Genomic DNA, 23,572 nt, shown 5'->3' on the forward strand with positions numbered 1-23,572 from the left:
CGCCTTTTTTATCGGCGCGGTCGCGCACCCATGGGATTCCCTAGGGGCAACTCGGATGGATGAAGTGATCAAGGCGAAGCGCCAACAACAGAACGCGGGCTCCAGCCTGCGCGCAATTACGATCCGCGGCGCGCGCGAGCACAACCTCAAGAACATCGACGTCGAGATTCCCCGCGACAAGCTGGTGGTGTTCACCGGCCTCTCCGGCTCCGGCAAATCCTCGCTCGCCTTCGACACCATCTACGCCGAGGGCCAGCGCCGCTACGTCGAATCGCTGTCGGCCTATGCGCGCCAGTTCCTGGAGATGATGCAGAAGCCCGACGTCGACCAGATCGACGGCCTGTCGCCGGCGATCTCGATCGAGCAGAAGACGACGTCGAAGAACCCGCGCTCGACCGTCGGCACCGTCACCGAGATCTACGACTATATGCGCCTGCTCTGGGCGCGCGTCGGCGTGCCCTACTCGCCGGCCACCGGCCTGCCGATCGAGAGCCAGACCGTCTCGCAGATGGTCGACCGCGTGCTGGCGCTGCCCGAGGGCACGCGGCTCTATCTGCTCGCGCCGGTCGTGCGCGGCCGCAAGGGCGAGTACCGCAAGGAGCTCGCCGAATGGCTCAAGAAGGGCTTTCAGCGCGTCAAGATCGACGGCACCTTCTATGAGCTCAGCGAGGCGCCGACGCTGGACAAGAAATTCCCGCACGACATCGACGTGGTCGTCGACCGCATCGTGGTTCGCGCCGACATCGGCCAGCGCCTCGCCGAAAGCTTCGAGACCGCGCTGAAGCTCGCCGAGGGCCTCGCCGTCGTCGAGTTCGCCGACGCGCCTGCGGCCGCTCCCGCCGAAGAGAAGAAGAAGACCGCCAAGATCCACGACAAGAGCGGGCCCGAGCGCATGCTGTTCTCGGAAAAGTTCGCCTGCCCGGTCTCCGGCTTCACCATTCCCGAGGTCGAGCCGCGCCTGTTCTCGTTCAACAACCCCTACGGCGCCTGCCCCGCCTGCGGCGGCCTCGGCGTCGAGCAGCATGTCGACGAGGACCTCGTCATCCCCGACAAGGAGCTCGCCATCGGCAAGGGCGCGATCGCGCCCTGGGCCAAATCGTCCTCGCCCTATTACGTGCAGACGCTGACCGCGCTCGGCAAGCACTACAAGTTCACCCTGACCACCAAGTGGAAGGACCTGCCGAAGAAGACGCAGAACGCGATCCTGCACGGCTCCGGCGAGGACGAGATCAAGTTCTCCTACGAGGACGGGGTGCGCTCCTACGACACCAGGAAGCCGTTCGAGGGCGTCATCACCAACATCAACCGCCGTTACCGCGAGACCGAAAGCGAGTGGGCCCGCGAGGAGCTGGCGAAGTACTTCCACGACGTGCCCTGCGAGGCCTGCCGCGGGTTTCGCCTCAAACCCGAGGCGCTCTGCGTCAAGGTCGGGGCTAAGCATATCGGCGAGATCTCGGAGCTGTCGGTCAGGAAGGCCGGCGAATGGTTCGAGACCGTGCCCGGCGCGCTCAACGCGCAGCAGAACGAGATAGCCGGCCGCATCCTGAAGGAGATCCGCGAGCGCCTCACCTTCCTGCTCGACGTCGGCCTCAACTACCTCACTTTGTCCCGCTCCTCCGGCACGCTGTCCGGCGGCGAGAGCCAGCGCATTCGCCTCGCCTCGCAGATCGGCTCGGGGCTGACAGGCGTGCTCTACGTGCTGGACGAGCCCTCGATCGGCCTGCACCAGCGCGACAACGCCCGCCTGCTCGATACGCTCAAGAGACTTCGCGACCTCGGCAACACCGTGGTCGTGGTCGAGCATGACGAGGACGCCATCCGTCTCGCCGACTACGTGCTCGACATCGGCCCCGGCGCCGGCATGCATGGCGGCCACATCGTCGCCGAAGGCACGCCCGCCGAGATCATGCGCAACCCGAAATCGCTGACCGGCAAGTACCTGACCGGCGAGCTCGAGGTCGAGGTGCCGGAACGGCGTCCGCCGAACCATCGCCGCACCATCAAGGTGGTCAACGCGCGCGGCAATAACCTCAAGAACGTCACGGCGGAAATTCCGCTCGGCCTGTTCACCTGCGTCACCGGCGTCTCCGGCGGCGGCAAGTCGACGCTGCTGATCGATACGCTGTACCGCGCCATCGCCCGCAAGCTGAACAATGCCAGCGAAGGCGCCGCGCCGCACGATCGCATCGAGGGCCTCGAGCACATCGACAAGATCATCGACATCGACCAGTCGCCGATCGGCCGCACCCCGCGCTCCAACCCGGCGACCTATACCGGCGCCTTCACGCCGATCCGCGAATGGTTCGCCGGCCTGCCCGAGTCCAAGGCGCGCGGCTACGAGCCCGGCCGCTTCTCCTTCAACGTCAAGGGCGGCCGCTGCGAGGCCTGCCAGGGCGACGGCGTCATCAAGATCGAGATGCACTTCCTGCCCGACGTCTACGTCACCTGCGATGTCTGCAAGGGAAAGCGCTACAACCGCGAGACGCTGGAGGTCCTGTTCAAGGGCAAGAGCATCGCCGACGTGCTCGACATGACCGTCGAGGAAGCCGCCGAGTTCTTCAAGGCGGTGCCGCGCGTGCGCGAGACCTTCCAGACCCTGCACCGCGTCGGCCTCGACTACATCCATGTCGGCCAGCAGGCGACGACGTTGTCGGGCGGTGAAGCCCAGCGCGTCAAGCTGGCGAAAGAGCTGTCCAAGCGCGCGACCGGCCGCACGCTCTACATCCTGGACGAGCCGACCACCGGTCTTCATTTCCACGACGTCAAGAAGCTCCTGGAGGTGCTGCACGAGCTGGTGGCGCAGGGCAACACGGTCGTCGTCATCGAGCACAATCTCGAAGTCATCAAGACCGCCGACTGGGTCATCGACCTCGGCCCCGAAGGCGGCGACGGCGGCGGCGAGATCGTGGCGTGGGGACCGCCGGAGGATATTGCGAAGGCGCCGCGGAGCTACACGGGGAAGTTTTTGGAGCCGGTGCTGAAGAAGGCAAGGAAGCCGAAGCGGCGGAGCACGAGCGAGGCGGCGGAGTAACCCGAATAATCAACTGAAAAACTTGACTTTTTAACTAATTATTCTCGAATTTGGCTTCGGGGATGGGTGCGGGTTCGAATCCTGCCGTCTGGTTTGTTGCGGTCACCTTTCTGCTCGCTGTGATCCGATTTTGGGTCGATGGAAGGAGGAAGTCATGACCAATACAAAGATGAGTCGCCGTAAGGCACAGATGAAACGTAGCCGTCGAAATGTTGTTTTCGCACTGATTGAAACGATTTGGGCGATCGCGACGAATTGGGTAGCAGCGTTGGTGACCCTCTCCATCCATGCGAAGGGCGCTCCCGATAATGGGAGCGCCCTTTCTTCTTGAAGTTGTAACGCTGTTCGTTACTCTTTCAACTCACCCGATAAAGCGTGAGTTGGGGAGGATGGAGCTTGGCGATTGATATTACAGCCGTATCCGATGCTCAATTTGCCGATCTGCTAGCTCGCGGCGAAGGTCACTTCTTAGATTTCAAGGCCAGGGAAGTATCACCTGCGAAGCTCACCAAATCGCTTTCTGCGTTCGCCAACGCTGATGGTGGCGAACTCTTCATAGGGGTTTTGAATAGTGGGTCTCCGACTAAGCGCTGGTCGGGTTTCGTTGATGCAGAGGCTGCAAATGGCCATATACAAGCGTTCGAGGAATTCTTCCCGCTTGGGAGCTACTTCAAGTATCAGTTCTTGAAATCGGACCGCTATCCTGGACTGCTGTTGCATTGCGAGATTCTGAAGACTCCGGATATTCGTTCAGCTAGCGATAGCGTCTTCTATCTGAGACGCGGAGCGCAAAATCTGCCTCAAACGCGAGAAGATCAGATATCAAGACTCAAGTTCAACAAGGGCATTACCTCTTACGAAGATCATATCGTCAAGATTGATGTTGCTGAGGTTACAAACTCCAAGCCCGTACTCGAGTTTATGCTCGCAAACATCCCAACTGCAGAGCCCCTGCCGTGGCTCAAAAAGCAGCAACTTATCGACGAGGACAAGCCAACCGTGGCCGCCGTGCTTTTATATGCAGAGGAGCCTCAGGCCGCCCTCCCAAAAGCCGGGATAAAAATCTACCGGTACCAAACATCCGGGGCAGGAACGCGTGACACCCTAGTTGGAAATCCCAGTAGTATCGAGGGACATGCTTACGCGTTGATCGCAAAGGCCGTGCAGACGACTGTCGATATTGTCGAAAAGGTCTCGGTGGTAGGAACTACCGGGCTGGAAAAAGTATCTTACCCACGCGAATCCATCCATGAGATCATCACGAATGCAGTGCTGCATAGAGACTACAGTTTAAATGACGACATTCACATCCGCATCTATGACAACCGAATCGAAGTCCAAAGTCCTGGAGTGTTACCAGCGCACGTTACTGTTGAAAATATTCTCGAAGAGCGTTTCGCTCGAAACCAGCGGATAGTGCGCCTAATCAACAAGTATGAAGATCCTCCCAATAAGGATGTCGGTGAAGGGCTAAACACGGCTTTTGAAGCGATGCGAAAGTTGAAGTTTCGGGACCCTGTCATCGAGCAGCTAGACGGCAGTGTGAAAGTTACACTTCGGCATGAGAAGCTGGCTTCGCCAGAAGAAATTATCTGCGAATATTTGAGAGCGAATTTGGAAATCAACAACGCGAAGGCGCGTGAAATCACCTTCATTGGGTCTGAAAACTCCGTGAAACGAATATTCAACAAGATGATGAAGAGTAAGATCATCGAACGAATTCCAGATAGGCCTCAGGCTAAAACAGGCTACTGGAAAGGTCCAAACTTTCCGAGCGAGGCGCCAGAGTAATATCGAGCCACCGAGCAATCGGATCTCAGTCGCTGCAAGTCTCTTCCATGTCCTACGCTCTCGCCATCTTCGACCTCGACGGCACGCTGGCCGACAGCTTCCCCTGGTTCCTGCGCACCATCAACGACATCGCCGATCGCTTCGGCTTTCGCCGCGTCGCCGACGATGACATCGAGGGGCTGCGGCAGGCCTCGACGCGCGAGATCCTCTCACGGCTCGAAGTCCCCTTGTGGAAGCTGCCGGCGATCGCGCGCCATGCGCGGGGGCTGAAGGCGGAGGCGGCCAGCGAGATTCCGTTGTTCGCGGGCGTCGAGGCGATGCTGCGGACGCTGGCCGAGAACGGCGTGCAGCTGGCGCTGGTGACGTCCGACAGCGAAGCTAATGCGCGCGAGAAGCTCGGGGATGCCGGGGCGTTGTTTACGCATTTCGACTGCTCGGCCTCGCTGTTCGGCAAGCCGGCGAAATTCCGCCGGGTCGTCAAACACGCCGGCGTGGAGCTGGACCAGGCGATCGCGATCGGCGACGAGGTCCGCGACATCGAGGCGGCGCGCGCCGTCGGCATTGCCTGCGGTGCGGTGTGCTGGGGTTACGCGGCGCCGGCAGCGCTGCGAGCGCTGGGGCCGGATCATGTGTTCGAGCGGATGGATGAGATTGCGGATGTCTTGTGCCGTACTCGTAGGGTGGGTTAGCGCAGCGTAACCCACCTCTTTCGCGTCCGCGTATCCGAGACGTGGTGGGTTACGCTGCGCTAACCCACCCTACGAGACCTGTCTCCCCTACTCCGTCCTGCGCAAGAAGGCCCCGAACGCCCTTGGGCCGTCGCCGGTCTTGACCTCGCCGACGACCTTCAGCTCGGCGGCGTCGATGATGACAAGCGTGTTGCTCTCCCAACACGCGACGATGACGCGCTTGCCGTCGGCGGTGGCGGCGATGCCTTCGGGATAGTCGCCGACATTGATGCGCTTGATCGGCTTGAGCGTCGAGACATCGAACACGCTGACGGTGCCGCCATATTGGTCGGTCACGAAGCCGCGGCCTTGCGTCAGCGCCACGGCATAGGGGCGCAAGCCGACCGGCACGCGTCCGATCTCGCGCCCCTCCGCGATGTCGATCACGGAGACGTCGTCGGAGCCGACATTGGCGGTGTAGGCCCGCCTGCCCTCGGTATCGATGGTGACGCCGAATGGACGGGTGCCGACCTTGATGGCCGTCTTGCGCCGGCGCGTCGCGGTGTCGACCACCGAAACGCTGTCGTCGTCACGGTCCGCCGAGAGCAGCAGCCTGCCATCAGGCGTCAGCGCCAGCCCCGACGGCGAGGCGCCGACCGCGATGCTGGCCGTGACGCTGCGCGAGGCCGTATCGATCACTCGCACCGCCGCCGCGTACCAGTCGGCGACATAGACGGTCTTGCCATCCGGCGCCACGGCGATGCCGAGCGGGCCGCCGCCGACCTCGATCCGGCCCGCCACCTGCCGCGCCGCCGCGTCCACTACCGTCACGGCCTTGGCGTCGGGACTAGTGACATAGGCAAGGCGCCCGTCCGCACTGACGGCCACACCAGCCGGCTTGCCGCCGATCGGAATGGTTGCCACCGCGCGAAGGTTGCCGAGGTCCACGACCGTCAAATCGTCGCTGAGCTGGTTGGTGACGAACGCTTCCTCGGCAGACGCGCTGCCGAGGCCCGGGCCAAGACCAGCACAGCAGAGGCCGGCGGCGAGCGCCGCCAGGAGCAGCGCCCGCAAGGCCAGTGCCCGCACGATCAGCTACCGCTCTCGATCTTCTTCTTCAGTGCCTCGAGCCCGGTCTTGTAGAGCCCGCTCACCGCGGTCTTGGCGGCTTCGTCATTCAGCTCCGGCGGCGGATCGTTGTTGGGAAAGCCACGATAGAACGCGCCGGCCCATTCCACCTTCGACTTGCCGTCGGGCGCCGGCGACACCGTCAGGGTCGAGGAATAGTTGGTCACGGGGAGCACCTTCACGTCGACCTTGGTGATCCGGTACGAATAGCTCAGCATGTCGGGCTCGTACTTGTAGAGCTCCTCGTCGACGGTCGCTCCGCCCGTCAGCGTCAGCTGCCGCGTCGCGCCGACCTCGTTGCCCTTCTCGCCCGTGGTCTTGGTCACCGGCGGCAGCCAGCTCATGTCCTGAAAGTTGCGGATCGCGGCCCAGACCTTGTCCTGCGGAGCGTTGATCTCGATGGATTCGCGCACCTTCTGCCGGGTCGGGCCGTGCGCCCAGGCTGGTGAAAAAGCCGGCGCGAGCGCCACCGTCAAGGCCGCCGCCCCCGCGGCCGTCAGCACCGCCGCCACGACCGTGCGCCGTCCAATCGTCACCCTCATCTCGTTCCTCATACGTCCAGTTGATCATGCGCGACTTGCGATGCGCGCTCCCGGTCATCCTAGCGCATTTTGGGGCCGAGGGGAGACCGGTTCGTGGCGCCGTTGCGGCGACTCTCCACCCACCACTAATTGCGCTGCCCGTCGGGCAAAACACCCAACGGGAAGGTCAATGCCATCGCCGCAAATAATTCGCTTTACTCGAATTCGGAATTATCGCATGTTTCGGTCACCTCAACCCGGGCCGAGGGGCGGATCGCGATCGTCACGAACGCGGGATGGGAGGTGGTGGACGCGGGCCGCGTCGCGCGCAGTCGGTTTGCAGGGCGGGTCACACCGTGAGCAGGCAACGCGCGCATACGACAGGCGCAGCCCGCGTACGGCAAAATCGTGTGGTCCTGGCGCCCGGGGTTCTGGCGTCAAGCTTTGCGGCGATGCGGCGGCCAACCGGTGCGCACATCGATCCGCCGCAAGGCGACGGGGGCAATAGTGCAACGCTCCCCGAGGAGAGCACGACATAAGCCGTCAACCCACTGCGCAGGGAAGGCCGGATGTTTTGGCTACACCTGTATGCCGCTGTGCAACTTCCTTAAGCACACGCTTTCGCACAGTGGACCGTGGGTGCCAGCCGGCACCCGGCCTTCCCTGCGCCCTCGGCATTTTTGAGGGCGGCGACCAACGCAAAGCTCGGGCGGAATACGCCGCGAGAACGGGACGCCGCGCGTGACACTAAAATTCGGGTCTAGATATAAATACCGGTTTCGTGCCCCGGACGCTGCGCAGCGCCCTCCCGGCGATGCGAAGCGTCGTCCGGTGCGATGCGCTGCAGAGCCGGGGCCCATCCCACTGCAGCTTACCTGGCGCAACTGGGTCCCGGCTCTGCGCCACAACGCATACGCGTTGCGGCTTGTCCGGGACACAAGGGCGGAAGATGGTTCCACTTCGCACTGCTACTCCGCCAACGTCGCCTCCACGAACCCGCGCGGATCAGCACAGAACTCCCGCATCACCCGGTAATGATCGGTCTGTTCGACTGTCGTCGGCTCCAGGCCGTATTTCCCGAGCCGCAGCAGCCGCGCATTCGGGTAAGCCATCAGCATCGGCGAGTGGGTGGCCATGATGACCTGGCAGATGCGGGAGTCCTCCATGCGCCGCAGCAGCTTCAAGAACTCGATCTGCCGCGCAGGCGACAGCGCCGATTCCGGCTCGTCGAAGATGAAGATGCCCTGGCGCTGACAGCGCTCCTCGAAGAAGCGCAGGAAGCCTTCGCCGTGGGAGTGCGACAGGAAATCGGGACCGGCCTGGCCGGCATCACGCGCGGCCTTGTCGAGATACCGCGCCACCGAGAAAAAACTCTCGGCGCGAAAGAACCAGCCATTGGTGATCTTCGGCAGCCAGCTCGCGCGCAGCGCCTTGGCGAGCTGGCCGCCCATCTTCTCCCGCGCTTCGGAGTGGTCGACCGGCCTGTAACCCTTGCCGCCTCCGGCATCGTCGTAGCCGGCGAGCGATGCGATGCCCTCGAGGATCGTCGACTTCCCGGTGCCGTTCTCTCCGACAATGATCGTGATGGCGGCGTCGAAATTGAGCTCGAAATCATCCGGGAAGATGGGCAGGCAAAACGGATAGGCCTCGCGATCCCCCACCTGCAACGGGTCGAGCCAGACCCGCTTCAGATACGGCGCCGGCAGGTTGATGGTGCGATGACCTCTCCGGCTCATAATCGCGTCTCCGTCCCTTCACCACAGACATTCCGCGAAGGAACATAAAGAGAACGATCACATTCCGCAACCAGAAGGATACGCCCGGCGTCAGCCTCGAACGCAGCCTAGTCCAGCGCCTCCAGCACCAGCTCCATGGTCATCAGCACCGGATTGTCGCCGCGGACCATGCGTCCCTCCGCCAGGCCGCCGGTATAGTCGACCAGCGCAACGTCGAGCGCGGCTTCGGGTGCGCCGGAGGGCCCGGGTGCGATCTCCCCAGCCGTCACCGCAAGCTCGGTCGCAAACGGCTCGGTCACCCCGCCATGGGTGAAGCGCGCGCCGATGGTCGAGCCGACGCCGCCGTGGATCCGCGCACGCGCGATGCCGTGCGTGCGGCAGAACGCTTCGAGACAGGCGGCAAAATCCTGGTTCGGCCGCAGCCGCAGCGCAAACGCGCGGCGCGTCGTGCGCGCGCCCGTGGGCTCAGCGGGCACCGGCCCGAACAGCTTGAAATTGGTCTCGGCATCGGGTTCGGCGGTAAACATCGCACCGTCGATACCGAAGGCCTCGACCTCGAACGGATCGGCGACGACAGTCTCGTCCGGCAGCATGTGGCCGCCGCCGGCCTTGCCGTCCGCCTCCGTCCACAGCCCATGGCAGTGAAAGAACGGCGCGCCGTCGCGCGTGCCGAGCGTCATGCTGCCGAGCCGCGTGCGGGTGATGCCGCCGGGCCGGTACGTATCGCTGTAGAACGCGGCGTTCTCGCCGGTCTTCGACAGCGCCGGCATGACATAGGCGAACGGCCCGAGCGCGCCGTGCCGGAAGTTGAGCACGCCGCTCGCAAAACCTTCGGCCGCAAAGCCGCGCCGCGCGGCTTCCAGCAACGGCAGACCCGCCTGAAGCGCGAACGAGAACGCGCGCCCCCTCGCCTCCACCCATTGGATGCGTTCCGCGACGGGCGCGCCCGGCTGCTTGATACTTCGCATCGCCTGCGCTCAGCCTGCCTTCGTCTTGTCGAGATCGAGCAGGCCGCGCGCCTCGAGCTCGTCGCGCACCATGCGCTTCGGTACCTTGCCATAGCCGGATTTCGGCAGCGCATCCCAGAAGAAGAAGCGCTTCGGCATCTTGTAGCGCGGCACCTTTGGGCCGAGGAACGCCGCCATCTCGGCCTCGCTCACCGCCTTCTCGCCCTCGCGCGGCACGCAGACGGCAACGCCGACCTCGCCCCAGGTCGCATCGGGCACGCCGAGCACGGCGACCTCGCCGACCGCCGGATGCGTCAAAATCTTCTCCTCGATCTCACGCGGATAGATGTTGGAGCCGCCCGATATGTACATGTCGGAGGCGCGGCCCGTGATGTAGACGAAGCCCTCCTCGTCCATATGGCCGAGATCGCCGGTGCGGAACCAACCATTGCGGAACGCCTTCGCATTGGCTTCGGGATTGTCGTAATAGCCGGCGAGCACGGCAGGCCCGATCACGCAGATCTCGCCGCTCTGGCCCGCCGCGAGCTCGCGGCCCTCGTCGTCCTGGATCGAGACCTGCATGGCCGTGCGCTCGAAGCCGCAGGTGCCGATCCTGGCATGCGGACTGTCCTCGGCGTCGTGCAGCGCCGCCGGCAGCACGGTGATGTTGCCGGTGACCTCGCCGAGGCCGAAATATTGCACGATGACCTTGCCGAGCTTCTTCAGCGCGGTCTTCTGGTCCTCGCGATACATCGGCGCACCCGCATAGATCACGTGACGCAGCGAGGAGTGATCGTATTTGTCGACGGCGGGATGCTCGACCATCATCTTCAGGATCGTCGGCACGGTGAAGAGATTGGCGACCCGATGCGTCTCGATCAGGCGGAACGCCTCGTTGATGTCGAACTTCTCGGTCGGCAGCAAGACGGTGCAGACGCCGCGCGCGGTCTGCACCAGCTGATGCACGCCGGCGCCATGCGACAGCGGCGCCACCACCAGCGATGCGTCGTTCTCGGTCACGCCGGGCGTGAGATCGGCGAGATGGTTGGTGACGACGAAACCCATCTGGCCATGGGTCAGCACCGCCGCCTTGGAGCGCCCGGTGGTGCCCGAGGTGAAGAAGAACCAGCAGGGATCGTCGTGCTCGACGGCAACGTTCTCGACCGCCTCGCCGGCTCGCGAGGCGATGGCCTCCGCAACCGACGTCTCGCCGAACGCGGCCTTGCCGTCGACGCTCCAGGTGAACTCCAGCGCGCCGCCCTTCACGGCCGCTGCGTGCTCTGGAAAATCGACATGGCACAGAAACGCCTTCGCCCCGGACGCCTCTGCAAGATAGGTGACCTCGTCCGGCATCAGGCGGAAATTGGTGGGCACCCAGACCGCGCCGAGCCGGAATGCGGCGAACATCGACAAGAACATCTCGTCGCCATTCTTGGAATGGACCAGGATGCGGTCGCCCTTGGCGATGCCGCGCGCAGCGAGCGCAGCCGCCAGCGCCGAGACCTGCGCATCGATCTGCCGCCAGGTCCAGTATCTGTCACCCCAGACGAAGCCGGGACGCGCGCCGTGCCGCCGCGCATTCTGGGTCAGCATGTAAGCGAGATTCATGACGCGGCGGGACATGCGCAGGGGCTGCATCGGGCTTCCTCTTCGAGGGCGGACGGCGCTCTCGCCGCCCGCTCATTGCGGCCCATTTATCGCCATCGCCCGCGGCCCTGCAAGGCTGCCGGCCGCACACCTGCCCTACGGCTGCTTGAACGCGAACGGCGCCGCCGTGATCGTCTGCGTCTTGACGCAGGCCTGCGGGCCAAAGCCGCCGCAAAAGCTGCCATGCAGGTCGAAGCGGACGCGCGCAGACCCTCGCTTCGTCCGCGGCGTCATGATCCTGTAGCGGAGGACACGGCCGTCGAATACCTTGCGCACGCTGCCGTCCGGCAGCGTCACCAGGATGTTCATATCGCAGCCGCCGGTTCCGCAATAGGTGGTTTCGCGGTCGCCGCATTTGGTGTCGCTGAAATCGACGATGTAGTCGTCGCGGCCGTCGCCGGAGAGGTCGATCCGGCGCACCGTATCGGGCGCGAAGCTCACCGCGCCGCCGTCCTGGCTGGTGCATTCCTCATTGGCGTAGCGCAGCGCCTGCTGCACGCCGGGGGGATAGTCGGACGGATTGAACGGCTTTGCATCCTCGGCACGCGCGGCGGAGGCGATCAGGGCGAGCAGAAGCATCAGATGGCGCATGCGCGTTGGTCGCCGGCATGACCGCAATCGTTCAGGGAATTTTAAACATGATCGGCGCACCCTCGCTCAGTTCTCGCGTACAGAGTGCCGTATCATGGTCAAAGCGCCCGCCCTACTCCTGTTGTCGCTGGCGCTCGCCGGATGTGTCGTGGGTCCTCAAGCCCACCTGTCTTCCGACCCCGCCTTCAAGCCTGCCCGTTATGCCTGGGATGGCGCCGGCGAGGATCCCAATCGGCCGCATGCAACTTCGCAACCGACACGCGCCGCGGCCCGATCCGCGCGCGAGAGGTCGCAAGCCGGGCTTCAGCTGCCTTCGAAGGAATGGTGGCAGCAGCAGGACGGCAGCGAGGCCGAGCAGGACGCCAGGGTCAACCGCTCCCTGGTCATCTGCCAGGGATGCCTGCGCCCGCAGCAGCAGCCCGAAGATTCCCGGCTCGCCAAAGCCGCCGATTGAACGGATACAGGCCCGCCGCCTGCGGCCGGCGGGCCTGCCGATATTGGCGCGCTATTGTCCGTGCTTGAGCATGTCCTGGTCGGTCAGGTCCCAGTCCTGCCACAGCTGCAGGATGCCGAGCAGCACGAGCACGGCGCCGAGGCCGGTATGATAGACACGGAGAAAGCCTTCACCGGAATAGCCCAGGACGTAGGGCGAGGCGATGAGCCACAATCCGATCAGGATCGTCGTCACCTCCTGCCAGCGCTGCAAGGCGACATATTCGAGCTGGCTGATGCCAAAGACGACCAGACCAATTGCGACCGTATTCAGGATCGCCGTCTGGTGTCCGGTAATCCCTGGATCCTGGATCGGAAACCACGGCGAGGCCACGATCGCCGCGCCGAGCAGCATCCCGCACCAGTCTTCCCAAGTTCGATGAGTCTTCAAGAAGCCGAAGTCCGACATCGTACCCTCCTATGACAGAGGCACACGTCGGCGGCCGGCGATCACGACTTCCGAATGTCCGCGACCCTGCCGGCCGCATTCGGACGCATGTCCTGCAAAGGACTTGGGAACCGGCGGCGGCCGCGCAAGACCGGGATCGAGGATTATTTCGATACCCGCCGGTCATGAAGTCATACCGCACTGCTTCTATAGCGCCCCGAGCTTCCTCAGCGATTCCTGCGCGGACGACAGGCCGGGCTTCAACTCCAGCGCCTTCCTGAAATCGGCGATCGCGCCCTGCTTGTCGCCGAGCCGCAAGCGGGCCTGCCCGCGGTTATTCCACGAGAACACGTCCGAGGGATCGTATTGCAGCGCCTTGTCGTAGTCCGAAAGGCCGCCCTTGTTGTCGCCCTGGTAGAGCCGGATCATGCCGCGATTGCGCCAGCCGCGTGCGTCGGTCGGCGCAAGGCGGATGGCCTCGCCATAATCGGCCGCGGCGCGGTCGAGCTGCTCGCGTCACGGTAGACGTTGCCGCGGTCGATATAGGCGAGCAGATCGGGCGCCAGCTTGATCCGCATCGTGTAGTCGGCAATGGCATGCGCCATGTCGCGCTTGCGGTAATACACCAGGGCCCGGTTGCCGTAGGCCATGGCATAGTTGGAGTCGCGCTTGATCGCAGCGTCGAAATCGGTGAAAGCGCCGTCGAGGTCGCCCTTGTTGAAGCGCGACTCGCCGCGATTGCTGTAGGCCAGCGCCAGCGACGGATCGAGGTTGATGGCCTGGTCGTAATCGGCAATGGCGCGATCGTAGTCGCGCTTGAACGAATAGACGCGGCCGCGATTGTTGTAGGCGCAGGCATAGTCCGGAGCGAGCCTGACCGCTTCGTCGAGGTCGGACAGCGCGGCATCGAGCTCGCGCTTCTCGGTCAGTCCATGGCCGCGGTTGCAATAGGCGCCGGCGAGCCTCTTGCCGCTCTCGCTCCTCGTCTCGATGACGCTGGAGCAGGCCTTGACCCGCTGGTCGGGCGTGCTGGCCAGCCCGACGCATTCATCCCAGGCGGGACCGCCTTGGCCGCCGCCGGCGGCGGTGCGATCAGCGCGGCAAGCAACGCCATGTGAGTGAGCGGGACACGCATTTTGCGGATATCTCCCCTGCGGCAACCTAGCTTGGTCGCACCTTGGCAAGCACCGGTTCAGGCGCCTAGATCAGGCAGAGACAGCACGTCGGAAGGATCTTGCATGGCCGCATCGGTACGGGACAACAAGGACAAGAGCCGCTTCGAGCTCGATGTCGGCAACGACATCGCCTTCGCCAATTACCGGCTGACCTCGACGGCGGTGATCATCACCCATACCGAGACGCCGCGCGCGCTGCGCGGCCGCGGCATCGGTTCCGAGCTGGTCAAGGGCGCGCTGGAACTGATCCGACGCGACGGCCGGAAGGTGATCGCCGGCTGCGGCTTCGTCGTCGATTATCTCGACCGGCATCCCGAGGATGCGGATCTGGTGGCCTGAAGCAAAAGGGCCCGCGCGATGGCGGACCCTTCCGTCACGACCGGCGCTCGGTCAGTGCTTGATCTCCGGCGGCAGCTTGCCGCCATTGGCGGCGAGCTTGGACATCACCTGCTTGTGCAGCCAGACGTTCATGCTGGCGGAGTCGTTCATGTCGCCGCTATAGCCGAGCTCCTTGGCGAGGTCCTTGCGCGCCGCCAGGCTGGAATCGATGTCGAGCGCCTTCATCAGGTCGACGATCGAGGTGCGCCATTCGAGCTTCTCGCCCTTGTGCGCGGCGGCCGCCTTGTCGACGATCGCCGCCACGTCGACCGCGGCCATCGGTGTGGCAGCCGGCGCCGATGCTCCCGGCGCGGCTCCGGAGGGCGAAGCTGCGCCGCCGGCGGGCGCGGCGGAAGCCGGCTGGCTTCCGAAGATCGCGCTCATGATTTTCCCGAAAATGCTCATATCTGCTCCCCGAAAAGGATCCGTTGGAAGGGCTTGCGTGGCACTTATAGACCAAGTCACTGCGTGGCGCCCGCGAAGTTCTGCGAACCGATACGCAGCATCAGCTTATCTGCGGCGAAATGACGACCGAATGACGTCGCCAAAGTTGCGCTGCGGCATCGAATCTCACCCAAGCGTGAGGGACAGGACTCGGAAATAGGCGTACGCTTTGCGCTCAGCTCGCGATGCCGTCCGCAATTCGCGTCTGGTCGGACTCGCGAAACTCAAGAATGGCGGCCGCACGCGCCGTTTGCCGGCGCCGAATTCGGCCGCTTGGCAAGGGAGCTAGCGACCATGGCCACACTCTACCCGGGCAATGTCCCCATGATGGACCGGACCGCAGATGCGGCGGGACCCGTGATCCGAACCATCGAACTCTCCGATCTGCACGATGCGCTGCGGCGCGGCTGGGAGGATTTCAAGGCCGTTCCGAGCCATGCCATCATCCTCTGCGTGATCTACCCGGTACTGGGCCTCGTGCTCGCCCGCGTGGTGATGGGCTATTCGGTGCTGCCGTTGTTGTTTCCGCTTGCCGCCGGCTTCGCCCTGATCGGCCCCTTCGCGGCGCTCGGTCTCTATGAGCTTTCCAGCCGGCGCGAACGCTATGAGGAAGCAACCGCCTGGGACGCGATGGAGGTGCTGCGCTCGCCCTCGTTCGGCGCGATGCTCGGCCTCGGCGTGCTGCTGCTCGCATTGTTCGTGACCTGGGTTGCAACCGCGCAAGCGATCTATATCGCGGCGTTCGGCTATGAGGGCGTCACCGGCATCTCGGACTTCATGACGCGCGTGCTGACGACGCAGCAAGGCTGGTGGCTGATCGTGGTCGGCTGCGGCGCCGGCTTCCTGTTCGCGCTCGCCGCACTGTGCCTCAGCGTCGTGTCATTCCCCTTGATGCTCGATCGTCATGCAGGTGCGTTCGAGGCTATGAGCACCTCGCTGCGCGTCGTCGCGAGGAACCCGGTGCCGATGGCGGCCTGGGGCCTGATCGTCGGGGTGCTGCTCGCGCTCGGCACCATTCCGGCCTTCCTCGGCCTTGCCGTGGTGGTCCCCCTGCTCGGCCATGCCACCTGGCACCTCTACCGCAAGCTGATCGTCTCGGAGCCCGGTGCACATCCGGTGCCGCCCCCGCCGCATCGTCCGCGCAAGCCGGCTGCCGACTTCCCGGCCAACCTCTTCCCCTGGCGCAACAGGCCGGACGCCTGACGATATCGTGACATGCGATCCTGCCGAGCTTGAGCTTGAATTCGGCTCGGGCAGGATCGCGCCCTGTCCCACGCCTTGCTTTGGCCGCGGTTCCGACCGAGATTGCGCCGCCGGTCAGATCGCTTCACGGAATTCATTACCTCGAATGACCTCGACGATTTCTCGTCTTGCTCTCGCAGCCTTCGCCCTCTCCGCGTCAATTCTGTCCGCCCAGCCAGCGTTCGCCGCGGTTGCCTGCGGCTCGGGTAATTTCGATGCCTGGCTTGCGGAGTTCAAAACCGAAGCTGCGGCCAAGGGCATCTCGCAACAGGCCATTGCCTCGGCTCTCGCCGGCATCACGCCGGATCAGAACGTGCTCAACCGCGACCGCTCGCAAAAGGTCTTCGCCCAGAGCTTCGAGGAATTCTCCGGCCGCATGGTGCCGCCGCGATTGGAGCGCGGCTCCAACAGGATGAAGCAATACGGCTCGGTGCTGTCGCGCATCGAGCAGGCCTATGGCGTTCCCGGCGAAGTCCTGGTCGCGATCTGGGGCCTGGAGACCGATTTCGGCGTCAACACCGGCAAGTTCGCCACGATCCGCTCGCTCGCAACGCTGGCCCATGACTGCCGCCGGTCCGAGCAGTTTCGCGCCGAGCTGATGGACGCGCTACGCATCGTCCAGCGCGGCGATCTGGCGCCAGCCGAGATGAAGGGCGCCTGGGCCGGTGAGCTCGGCCAGACCCAGTTCATGCCGTCGTCCTGGATGAAATACGCGGTCGATTTCGACGGCAACGGCAAGCGCGATCTGCTGCACAATGCGCCCGACGTGCTCGCCTCCACCGCCAATTACCTCGCCGGCTATGGCTGGCAGAAGGGCAAGGACTGGCAGCCGGGCAGTCCAAATTTCGAGGTGCTCAAGCAGTGGAACAAGAGCGAGGTCTATTCCAAGACCATCGCCTATTTCGCCACCCAGCTTGCTCGCGCTCCCTGACCTGTATCGGGCCGGGGCGCGAATCATACGGCCTGTCCCCACACTTACTTGCCAAGGCCTGCCGCGCTGAACGGCGCGAGCACTCGAATCAGTCCAATAAACTGAATATGGATTCATTATACCTATGCGAATCGCGCAGGAGAGACTTGGGTCAGGAAGCTATGCGATCGGCTGGCCGAGGCCTCGCCCGCAACTTATTTCCACAATGATCCAGATCAAGGGTGCGCTTTTAACTCCGTGATTTCACGGGATTTTCTTCCTACTTGTCGATGCCTGCGCGCAAGCTTTGTGCAGGAGCGCCGTCCGGTTAATCCTTCGTTACCGTCGCTATGCATCCACCGCTTAGCTGCATCGCAACATCGGAACTTTCGCACTGCACCACTCTCCTCTATATTCATTTCAACGATGAGGCCCGGGCAAGGGCTGAATCGAACTACAGGAGACTACCAATGCTGCTCTCGCTCATCCGCATGATCCAGGCCTTCCGGGACTATCAGCGCAATGTTGCCGAGCTGTCCCAGCTCAGCGATCGCGAATTGGCCGATATCGGCCTCGATCGCTCGGACATCCCGCGCGTTGCCGCCGGTCAGTATCAGGGCTGAAATCGTTCAGCCCTCCACCGGACGAACCGATAGCGCCCGCCTCGTGCGGGCGTTGTCGTGTCTGGAGGTAGAAAACTCGATCTCGGCGATTCCACTGACCACCGAAAAGCGCTACCTGTCCGCCCCATGACAGGACCCCTATCCAACCCCGTGCACGTGATCGGGGCCGGCCTCGCCGGCTCTGAAGCCGCCTGGCAGGTGGCGAAAGCCGGCGTGCCCGTGGTGCTGCACGAGATGCGGCCGACCCGCATGACCGAGGCGCACCGCACCGACGGGCTCGCCGAGCTCGTCTGCTCCAATTCGTTCCGCTCGGACGATGCCGCCAACAACGCCGTCGGCCTCTTGCACGCAGAGATGCGCCGGCTCGGCTCGCTGATCATGCGCGCGGCCGACGCCAACCAGGTGCCGGCCGGCGGCGCGCTGGCGGTCGACCGCGATGGCTTCTCGGCTGCGGTGACCAAGGCTCTCAACGACCATCCCCTGATCGAGATCGCTCGCAGCGAGATTTCCGGCCTGCCGCCGGCCGATTGGAGCAATGTCATCGTTGCCACCGGTCCGCTCACCTCCGCTCCGTTGGCCGAGGCCATCCGCGCGCTGACCGACGAGAACGCGCTCGCCTTCTTCGACGCGATCGCGCCGATCGTGCACCGCGAGTCCATCGACATGTCGGTGGCCTGGTTCCAGTCGCGCTACGACAAGGTCGGTCCCGGCGGCAACGGCGCCGACTACATCAACTGCCCGATGACCAAGGAGCAGTATGACGGCTTCGTCGCCGCACTGATCGCGGGCGAAAAGACCGAGTTCAAGGAGTGGGAGACCAACACGCCCTATTTCGACGGCTGCCTGCCGATCGAGGTGATGGCGGAGCGCGGCCCCGAGACGCTGCGCCACGGCCCGATGAAGCCGGTCGGTCTCACCAACCCGCACGATCCCGCCACCAAGGCCTACGCGATCGTGCAGCTGCGCCAGGACAACAAGCTCGGCACGCTCTACAATATCGTGGGCTTCCAGACGAAGCTCAAATACGGCGAGCAGCAGCGCATCTTCCGCACCATTCCGGGGCTGGAGAACGCCGAGTTCGCCCGTCTCGGCGGCCTGCATCGCAACACCTTCCTGAACTCGCCCAAACTGCTCGACGGTCAATTGCGCCTGCGTGCGCAGCCGCGGCTGCGCTTTGCCGGCCAGATGACGGGCTGTGAGGGCTATGTGGAATCGGCCAGCGTCGGCCTGATCGCCGGTCTCTATGCGGCTGCGGACGCGCGCGGCGAGGCGCTCGTCAGCCCGCCCGGCACGACCGCGCTCGGCTCGCTGCTCGGCCACATCACCGGCGGCCATATCGAAACCATCGAGCCGGGCACGCGCTCGTTCCAACCGATGAACGTCAATTTCGGCCTATTCCCGCCGCTCGCGACCGTGCCGACCAGGAAGCCCGACGGCACGCGGCTGCGCGGCAACGAGAAGACGGTGGCCAAGAAGCAGGCGCTGAGTGCGCGGGCGCTCGCCGATCTCGATCGCTGGATCGCAGATCATCTGCGCATCGCCGCCGCCGCGTGAGTTGTCGATGAGCCTCCCCAAAGACGACGCCGCAGCACTTTCGGCGCGCTGGACCGAGGGCGTGCTGCTCAAGCGCGACGTGTTCTCGACCGTCGAGCGCGGCCGGTTCCGCGGCGAGAGCGGCGAGAGCGGCGAGGTCGACGCCGTGCTGCGCCGACTCGACGAAGTGCCGTGGTGGTCGTTCCTGCTGGCGCGGCATCTGTTCGCCCGCGAGAAGCATGCTCTGGCGCGCGCCAAGGGCCTCGATGTCGGCCCCGAGCTGCTCTGGGCCGGACAGCGCGCCCTGGTGCGTGGCTTCGTCGACGGCGCCGCATTGCATCTGGCAAAGCCCCATGGCGACCTCGCCTATTTCCGTTCGGCCAAGGCGGCGCTGCGCCGGCTGCGCCGTGCCGGGATCTGCCACAACGATCTCGCCAAGGAGCAGAACTGGCTGGTCGGCCGCGACGGACGCGCCTATGTGACCGACTTCCAGCTCGCGGCCTGCTTTGAGCGCCGCGGCCGGCTCTACCGCATTCTCGCCTATGAAGACCTCCGGCATTTGCTCAAGCACAAGCGCACCTATGCTCCGGAAGCGCTGACGCCGCGCGAGCGCAAGATCCTCGCCAAGAAGTCGTTCGCGGCGAGCCTGTGGCTCGCCACCGGCAAGAAGGTCTACCGCGCCATCACGCGCGGCCTGTTCAACTTCACCGACCGCGAAGGCGGCGGCCGCCGGCTAGTCAATGATGCGCCGGTGCTGACTGCGTTGATCCGCAAGAATCCGGCCGTGCGCGATACCGCCATCGTCGCCTTCGCCGACCGCCGCTCCGGCGTCGGGCTCTATGCCTTCGTCGAGGCCGATCAGACCGCACTCGAAGGCCAGTTGCGCAACGAGCTCGCCGCCGCCAAGGGCCCGAAGCCGCCGGAACACATCCAGGTCGTGCACGCGCTGCCGCGCGACACCAGCGGCAAGCCGCGCACCGAGATCCTGCAGCTGGTTGCCATGAACCAGCTCGACCTGATCGAGCCGATGATGAAGAACGACCAGGACCGCGCCTTCCTCAAGGACATCCTGGAACAGCGGAAAAACCTGCGCGACCGCTTCAACTTCGAGGCGGACCTGCCAACGAGCTGACCGGGCTCCCCGCGCCTTGAAGCGTCCACATTGGCGATAGAGAAGCGGGTCGGATCATTTGGGCGTGGCGGGATCATGGGCATTGAGGGGACGGTGATGCGTCGTGTCGTTGGCGGCCTGATTGCGGGCTTCCTGCTGCTCATGGCCGCGCCCGCAATGGCGGACTCGCCCGCCGAGCTGATCTCGAACTTCCGCCTCAAGCACGGCGAAGTCCGTGTCGTCCGCGATGCCATTCTCGACCGCATCGCCATGGACCAGGCCCGCGCGATGGCCGCCAAGGACAATCTCAGCCATGACGCCCTCGGGCCGTTCAACCGCCGCGTCGCGCCGGCCGGCGCAGGCCGCGCCGCCGAGAACATCGCCTACGGCTACGACAATTTCGAGAAGACGCTGGGACAGTGGATCGACTCGTCCGGGCATCGCAAGAATCTGTTGCTGCACAACGCCTCCCGCGTCGGCATCGCCAGCGCCAAGAACGCTAGCGGCAAGCGCACCTACTGGGCCATGGTGATCGCGGGCGACTACGAGCCGAAGGGCAAGGGCAAGAAGAAGGACAAGGAGCCCGTCGTTGCCGTGAAGCGCGAGGCTGCGCCCGCGAGCAAGCCAAAGTCCAGCAGCTGTCACATCAAGCTGCTCAGCCTCTGCATCTGAGGCGACCCGGGCTCTCTTGCTCAGGCTCGGCAACGCGCCTAATTCAGGCACGAGATCGCAAGACGCGGAGACCGGCACTTGATCGACCTCGACCGAATACGCGCCGACACGCCGGCCGCCTCGCGGCTCGCATATCTCCACAACGCAGGCGCGGCCCTGATGCCGGCGCCGGTGGTCGCGGCGATGAAGGGACACATCGATCTGGAAAGCGAGATCGGAGGTTATGCCGCCGCCGACCGCGAAGCCGACCGGCTCGACGCGGTCTACGGCTCGGTGGCGCGCCTGCTGAATGCCGCACCGGACGAGATCGCCCTGGTGGAGAACGCGACCGTGGCCTGGCAGATGGCGTTCTATTCACTTCCGTTTCGGAAAGGGGATCGCATCCTGACCGCCGAAGCGGAATACGCCGCCAATTATGTTGCCTTCCTCCAGGTCGCCAAGCGCACCGGCGCGGTCATCGACGTGGTGCCGAGCGATGCCAGCGGCGAGCTCGATGTCGACGCGCTCGAACGGATGATCGACGAGCGGGTGAAGCTGATCGCGATCACCTGGGTTCCGACCAATGGCGGGCTGGTCAATCCGGCAGCCGCGGTCGGCAGGATCGCCCGGGCGCACGGCATCGCCTATCTGCTCGACGCCTGTCAGGCGGTCGGCCAGATGGAGGTCGACGTCTATGCCATCGGCTGTGACATGCTGTCCGCCACGGGACGCAAATTCCTGCGCGGTCCGCGCGGCACCGGCTTTCTCTATGTCCGCCGCGCCATGCTGCAGCGGCTGGAGCCGCCCATGATCGACCACTTTGCCGCCCCCTGGGTTTCCCGGGACGCCTATCAATTGCGGGACGATGCCCGCCGCTTCGAGACTTGGGAGAACAATTACGTAGCCCGGCTTGGCTTGGGCGCGGCTGTCGACTACGCCCTTGAGATCGGCATCGCCCCGATCGCACAACGCTGCCGCCTACTTGCCGGTCGACTTCGCAGCGGCCTTGCGGATATTCCCGGCGTCACCATTCGCGACCTCGGCCGCGCGCCGGGTGCCATCGTCAGCTTCACCATGGACGGGCATGAGGCGGACGCCATCGTCGCCAGCGCTGCGGCGGCCGGCATTACGATCGGCGCCTCGGATCCGTCGAGCACGCGCATCGATGCCGAGCTTCGCGCGTTGCCGCATGTGGTGCGGGCGTCACCGCATTATTACAACACGAAAGCCGAGATCGACCGGCTGATCGCGCATCTGGCGGGTTTGGCCTCGCGATAGGAGAAGCGTGCCGCTCACGTGCAGCGCGCGCTCAATCCGGATGCGCTAAGCCGCGCCATCACCTCGTCAAGATGCGCCGCGTCGCGGGTCTCGATGACGAGTTGCAGCAGCGTCGCCTTGGCCGGCAGCTCGGAGAAGGTGCGCTGGTGCGAGACCTCGATGATGTTGGCGCCGGCTTCGGCGAGCAGCGCGGCCACCGCGGCCAATTGTCCGGGTCTGTCGGGGATATCGAGCGAGAGCTGGGTCAGCCGCCCCTCGCGCGCGAGCTCGCGCGTGAGCACCGATGCGATCAGCCGCGTGTCGATATTGCCGCCGCTCAGGACGAGACCGACCTTCTGGCCGGCGAAGCGGGGCGGATCGGACATCAGCGCGGCAAGGCCGGCGGCGCCGGCGCCCTCGACGACGGTCTTCTCGATCGAGATCAGGGTCGCTACCGCGCGCTCGAGCTCGGCTTCGTTCACCAGCGCAATGTCGTCGACGAGGCGGCGGACGATTTCGGTGGTGATCTTGCCCGGCGATTTCACCGCGATCCCTTCGGCGAGCGTATCGCCGCGCGCCGGCAGATTGCCGCCGTGAATGGCGTTGTACATCGAAGGATAGAGCCAGGCCTCGACGCCCAGGATTCGCAATGACGGCTTGATCGATTTCGCGGCGATGGCGATGCCGCTGATCAGCCCGCCGCCCCCGATCGGCACGACCAGCGTATCGAGATCGGGGACCGCTCGCATCATCTCCAGCCCGACGGTGCCCTGGCCCGCGATCACCAGCGGATCGTCGTAGGGGTGGACGAAGATCATGCCGCGGGCTTCGCCGTGCTGACGCGCGAACGCGGCCGCCTCCTCCAGCGTCGCGCCGGTGACGACAACTTCCGCGCCGTGGTGCCTGGTGTTCTCGACCTTCACCATCGGCGTGCCGACTGGCATGACGATGGTGGCGGGAATGCCGAGCCGCCTGGCGTGATAGGCGACGCCCTGGGCGTGGTTGCCGGCGGACATGGCGATGACGCCGCGCGCACGCTCCTCCGGCGTCAGCGCGGTGAGACGGTTGAGCGCGCCGCGCTCCTTGAACGACGAGGTGAACTGGAGGTTCTCGAACTTGAGCCAGATCTCGCAGCCGCAGATGTTGCTCAGCGTGCGGCTGTAGCTGCAGGGCGTCTCGACGACGGCGCCGCGAATGATATCGGCGGCGGCATGAACGTCACCGGGTGCGACTTGAAAGCCGCTGAGATCGGACGATGGGGTTTGGGACAACTCAGCCATGGGACAGCATAGAGCATCGGGCGGTTCG

Annotated in this window: 24 protein-coding genes; 13 read left to right on the top strand and 11 right to left on the bottom strand. The window is 64.6% G+C overall.

The annotated features are described in order from the left end of the window. The first annotated feature begins 55 nt into the window (after positions 1-55). The 4 genes from uvrA (at position 56) to DCM79_RS11180 (ending at position 5,511) form a co-directional block, all read left to right on the top strand. Positions 56-3,031 (top strand): excinuclease ABC subunit UvrA, encoded by a 2,976-nt coding sequence (gene uvrA / locus DCM79_RS11165; RefSeq protein WP_257179884.1) that lies wholly within the window; start codon positions 56-58, stop codon positions 3,029-3,031. Between the two features lie 154 nt (positions 3,032-3,185). Then, entirely contained in the window at positions 3,186-3,362 is a 177-nt protein-coding gene (locus DCM79_RS11170) for a hypothetical protein (protein WP_157460920.1), read from the top strand. 65 nt (positions 3,363-3,427) lie between these two features. Then, positions 3,428-4,822, top strand: coding sequence for an ATP-binding protein (locus DCM79_RS11175; protein ID WP_257179886.1), 1,395 nt, complete (start codon positions 3,428-3,430; stop codon positions 4,820-4,822). A gap of 47 nt (positions 4,823-4,869) precedes the next feature. Next, the gene (locus tag DCM79_RS11180) at positions 4,870-5,511 is read left to right on the top strand and encodes an HAD family hydrolase (RefSeq protein ID WP_257179887.1); all 642 of its coding nucleotides are present in this window, start codon (positions 4,870-4,872) and stop codon (positions 5,509-5,511) included. 87 nt (positions 5,512-5,598) lie between these two features. Here DCM79_RS11180 and DCM79_RS11185 read toward each other — a convergent pair whose 3' ends face one another. The 6 genes from DCM79_RS11185 to DCM79_RS11210 form a co-directional block, all read right to left on the bottom strand. Beyond that, a complete protein-coding gene (locus tag DCM79_RS11185; protein ID WP_257180739.1) occupies positions 5,599-6,564 on the bottom strand; it encodes a cytochrome D1 domain-containing protein in 966 nt (321 codons plus the stop codon). 17 nt (positions 6,565-6,581) lie between these two features. Beyond that, on the bottom strand, positions 6,582-7,160 hold the full coding sequence (locus DCM79_RS11190; RefSeq protein WP_257179888.1) for an SRPBCC family protein: 579 nt from the start codon (positions 7,158-7,160) through the stop codon (positions 6,582-6,584). Positions 7,161-8,107: 947 nt separating this feature from the next. Beyond that, positions 8,108-8,875, bottom strand: a complete 768-nt coding sequence (locus DCM79_RS11195) for an AAA family ATPase (RefSeq protein WP_257179889.1) — start codon at positions 8,873-8,875, stop codon at positions 8,108-8,110. 107 nt (positions 8,876-8,982) lie between these two features. Continuing rightward, positions 8,983-9,843 (bottom strand): DNA-binding protein, encoded by an 861-nt coding sequence (locus DCM79_RS11200; RefSeq protein ID WP_257179890.1) that lies wholly within the window; start codon positions 9,841-9,843, stop codon positions 8,983-8,985. A 9-nt stretch (positions 9,844-9,852) separates the two neighbouring features. Next, positions 9,853-11,460, bottom strand: a complete 1,608-nt coding sequence (locus DCM79_RS11205) for an acyl-CoA synthetase (protein ID WP_257179891.1) — start codon at positions 11,458-11,460, stop codon at positions 9,853-9,855. 105 nt (positions 11,461-11,565) lie between these two features. After that, the gene (locus DCM79_RS11210; RefSeq protein WP_257179892.1) at positions 11,566-12,060 is read right to left on the bottom strand and encodes a hypothetical protein; all 495 of its coding nucleotides are present in this window, start codon (positions 12,058-12,060) and stop codon (positions 11,566-11,568) included. A gap of 94 nt (positions 12,061-12,154) precedes the next feature. On the opposite strand from DCM79_RS11210, the gene DCM79_RS11215 reads away from it, so the two are divergent. After that, positions 12,155-12,514, top strand: coding sequence for a hypothetical protein (locus DCM79_RS11215; protein WP_257179893.1), 360 nt, complete (start codon positions 12,155-12,157; stop codon positions 12,512-12,514). A 51-nt stretch (positions 12,515-12,565) separates the two neighbouring features. Here the strand turns inward: DCM79_RS11215 and DCM79_RS11220 are convergent, their stop codons facing one another. The 3 genes from DCM79_RS11220 to DCM79_RS11230 all read right to left on the bottom strand — a co-directional run bounded on the left by DCM79_RS11220 (position 12,566) and on the right by DCM79_RS11230 (position 14,100). Continuing rightward, the gene (locus DCM79_RS11220) at positions 12,566-12,961 is read right to left on the bottom strand and encodes an SPW repeat protein (RefSeq protein WP_257179894.1); all 396 of its coding nucleotides are present in this window, start codon (positions 12,959-12,961) and stop codon (positions 12,566-12,568) included. A 186-nt stretch (positions 12,962-13,147) separates the two neighbouring features. Continuing rightward, positions 13,148-13,369 carry a tetratricopeptide repeat protein gene (locus tag DCM79_RS11225; protein WP_373568075.1) on the bottom strand — a complete coding sequence of 74 codons (222 nt, stop codon included), beginning with the start codon at positions 13,367-13,369 and terminating at the stop codon, positions 13,148-13,150. Beyond that, positions 13,366-14,100: a tetratricopeptide repeat protein gene (locus DCM79_RS11230; RefSeq protein ID WP_257179895.1), complete on the bottom strand. Its 735-nt coding sequence runs from the start codon at positions 14,098-14,100 to the stop codon at positions 13,366-13,368. Before DCM79_RS11230 ends, DCM79_RS11225 begins: the two co-directional genes overlap by 4 nt. Positions 14,101-14,178: 78 nt before the next feature. Between DCM79_RS11230 and DCM79_RS11235 the strand changes: the two genes are divergently transcribed. Further along, the gene (locus DCM79_RS11235) at positions 14,179-14,454 is read left to right on the top strand and encodes a GNAT family N-acetyltransferase (RefSeq protein ID WP_257179896.1); all 276 of its coding nucleotides are present in this window, start codon (positions 14,179-14,181) and stop codon (positions 14,452-14,454) included. A 51-nt stretch (positions 14,455-14,505) separates the two neighbouring features. Here DCM79_RS11235 and DCM79_RS11240 read toward each other — a convergent pair whose 3' ends face one another. Further along, the gene (locus DCM79_RS11240) at positions 14,506-14,898 is read right to left on the bottom strand and encodes a DUF3597 domain-containing protein (protein WP_257179897.1); all 393 of its coding nucleotides are present in this window, start codon (positions 14,896-14,898) and stop codon (positions 14,506-14,508) included. A 333-nt stretch (positions 14,899-15,231) separates the two neighbouring features. Between DCM79_RS11240 and DCM79_RS11245 the strand changes: the two genes are divergently transcribed. The 7 genes from DCM79_RS11245 to DCM79_RS11275 all read left to right on the top strand — a co-directional run bounded on the left by DCM79_RS11245 (position 15,232) and on the right by DCM79_RS11275 (position 22,285). Continuing rightward, positions 15,232-16,140, top strand: a complete 909-nt coding sequence (locus DCM79_RS11245; RefSeq protein ID WP_257179898.1) for a DUF2189 domain-containing protein — start codon at positions 15,232-15,234, stop codon at positions 16,138-16,140. Between the two features lie 145 nt (positions 16,141-16,285). Then, positions 16,286-17,110 (top strand): lytic transglycosylase domain-containing protein, encoded by an 825-nt coding sequence (locus DCM79_RS11250; protein ID WP_257179900.1) that lies wholly within the window; start codon positions 16,286-16,288, stop codon positions 17,108-17,110. Positions 17,111-17,559: 449 nt separating this feature from the next. Next, positions 17,560-17,712 (top strand): DUF1127 domain-containing protein, encoded by a 153-nt coding sequence (locus DCM79_RS11255; RefSeq protein ID WP_007590701.1) that lies wholly within the window; start codon positions 17,560-17,562, stop codon positions 17,710-17,712. A 126-nt stretch (positions 17,713-17,838) separates the two neighbouring features. Beyond that, positions 17,839-19,266 (top strand): methylenetetrahydrofolate--tRNA-(uracil(54)-C(5))-methyltransferase (FADH(2)-oxidizing) TrmFO, encoded by a 1,428-nt coding sequence (gene trmFO / locus DCM79_RS11260; RefSeq protein WP_257179901.1) that lies wholly within the window; start codon positions 17,839-17,841, stop codon positions 19,264-19,266. Positions 19,267-19,273: 7 nt separating this feature from the next. After that, entirely contained in the window at positions 19,274-20,377 is a 1,104-nt protein-coding gene (locus DCM79_RS11265; protein ID WP_257179902.1) for a serine/threonine protein kinase, read from the top strand. A gap of 96 nt (positions 20,378-20,473) precedes the next feature. Next, on the top strand, positions 20,474-21,028 hold the full coding sequence (locus DCM79_RS11270; protein ID WP_257179903.1) for a CAP domain-containing protein: 555 nt from the start codon (positions 20,474-20,476) through the stop codon (positions 21,026-21,028). 78 nt (positions 21,029-21,106) lie between these two features. After that, positions 21,107-22,285, top strand: a complete 1,179-nt coding sequence (locus DCM79_RS11275; RefSeq protein WP_257179904.1) for an aminotransferase class V-fold PLP-dependent enzyme — start codon at positions 21,107-21,109, stop codon at positions 22,283-22,285. Positions 22,286-22,299: 14 nt separating this feature from the next. Here DCM79_RS11275 and DCM79_RS11280 read toward each other — a convergent pair whose 3' ends face one another. Further along, positions 22,300-23,544 (bottom strand): threonine ammonia-lyase, encoded by a 1,245-nt coding sequence (locus DCM79_RS11280; RefSeq protein WP_257179905.1) that lies wholly within the window; start codon positions 23,542-23,544, stop codon positions 22,300-22,302. Positions 23,545-23,572: the final 28 nt, after the last annotated feature.

This window comes from Bradyrhizobium sp. WBOS07, from assembly GCF_024585165.1.
In the GTDB taxonomy this organism is placed as follows: Bacteria; Pseudomonadota; Alphaproteobacteria; order Rhizobiales; family Xanthobacteraceae; genus Bradyrhizobium; species Bradyrhizobium japonicum_B.

Excerpts from the sequence above, each read along its gene's own strand:
- uvrA (WP_257179884.1), top strand. The coding sequence starts at position 56 with ATGGATGAAGTGATCAAGGCGAAGCGCCAACAACAGAACGCGGGCTCC.
- DCM79_RS11170 (WP_157460920.1), top strand. The coding sequence starts at position 3,186 with ATGACCAATACAAAGATGAGTCGCCGTAAGGCACAGATGAAACGTAGC.
- DCM79_RS11180 (WP_257179887.1), top strand. The coding sequence starts at position 4,870 with ATGTCCTACGCTCTCGCCATCTTCGACCTCGACGGCACGCTGGCCGAC.
- DCM79_RS11190 (WP_257179888.1), bottom strand. The coding sequence starts at position 7,160 with ATGAGGGTGACGATTGGACGGCGCACGGTCGTGGCGGCGGTGCTGACG.
- DCM79_RS11195 (WP_257179889.1), bottom strand. The coding sequence starts at position 8,875 with ATGAGCCGGAGAGGTCATCGCACCATCAACCTGCCGGCGCCGTATCTG.
- DCM79_RS11200 (WP_257179890.1), bottom strand. The coding sequence starts at position 9,843 with ATGCGAAGTATCAAGCAGCCGGGCGCGCCCGTCGCGGAACGCATCCAA.
- DCM79_RS11205 (WP_257179891.1), bottom strand. The coding sequence starts at position 11,460 with ATGCAGCCCCTGCGCATGTCCCGCCGCGTCATGAATCTCGCTTACATG.
- DCM79_RS11210 (WP_257179892.1), bottom strand. The coding sequence starts at position 12,060 with ATGCGCCATCTGATGCTTCTGCTCGCCCTGATCGCCTCCGCCGCGCGT.
- DCM79_RS11215 (WP_257179893.1), top strand. The coding sequence starts at position 12,155 with ATGGTCAAAGCGCCCGCCCTACTCCTGTTGTCGCTGGCGCTCGCCGGA.
- DCM79_RS11220 (WP_257179894.1), bottom strand. The coding sequence starts at position 12,961 with ATGTCGGACTTCGGCTTCTTGAAGACTCATCGAACTTGGGAAGACTGG.
- DCM79_RS11225 (WP_373568075.1), bottom strand. The coding sequence starts at position 13,369 with ATGATCCGGCTCTACCAGGGCGACAACAAGGGCGGCCTTTCGGACTAC.
- DCM79_RS11235 (WP_257179896.1), top strand. The coding sequence starts at position 14,179 with ATGGCCGCATCGGTACGGGACAACAAGGACAAGAGCCGCTTCGAGCTC.
- DCM79_RS11240 (WP_257179897.1), bottom strand. The coding sequence starts at position 14,898 with ATGAGCATTTTCGGGAAAATCATGAGCGCGATCTTCGGAAGCCAGCCG.
- DCM79_RS11245 (WP_257179898.1), top strand. The coding sequence starts at position 15,232 with ATGGCCACACTCTACCCGGGCAATGTCCCCATGATGGACCGGACCGCA.
- DCM79_RS11250 (WP_257179900.1), top strand. The coding sequence starts at position 16,286 with ATGACCTCGACGATTTCTCGTCTTGCTCTCGCAGCCTTCGCCCTCTCC.
- DCM79_RS11255 (WP_007590701.1), top strand. The coding sequence starts at position 17,560 with ATGCTGCTCTCGCTCATCCGCATGATCCAGGCCTTCCGGGACTATCAG.
- trmFO (WP_257179901.1), top strand. The coding sequence starts at position 17,839 with ATGACAGGACCCCTATCCAACCCCGTGCACGTGATCGGGGCCGGCCTC.
- DCM79_RS11265 (WP_257179902.1), top strand. The coding sequence starts at position 19,274 with ATGAGCCTCCCCAAAGACGACGCCGCAGCACTTTCGGCGCGCTGGACC.
- DCM79_RS11270 (WP_257179903.1), top strand. The coding sequence starts at position 20,474 with ATGCGTCGTGTCGTTGGCGGCCTGATTGCGGGCTTCCTGCTGCTCATG.
- DCM79_RS11280 (WP_257179905.1), bottom strand. The coding sequence starts at position 23,544 with ATGGCTGAGTTGTCCCAAACCCCATCGTCCGATCTCAGCGGCTTTCAA.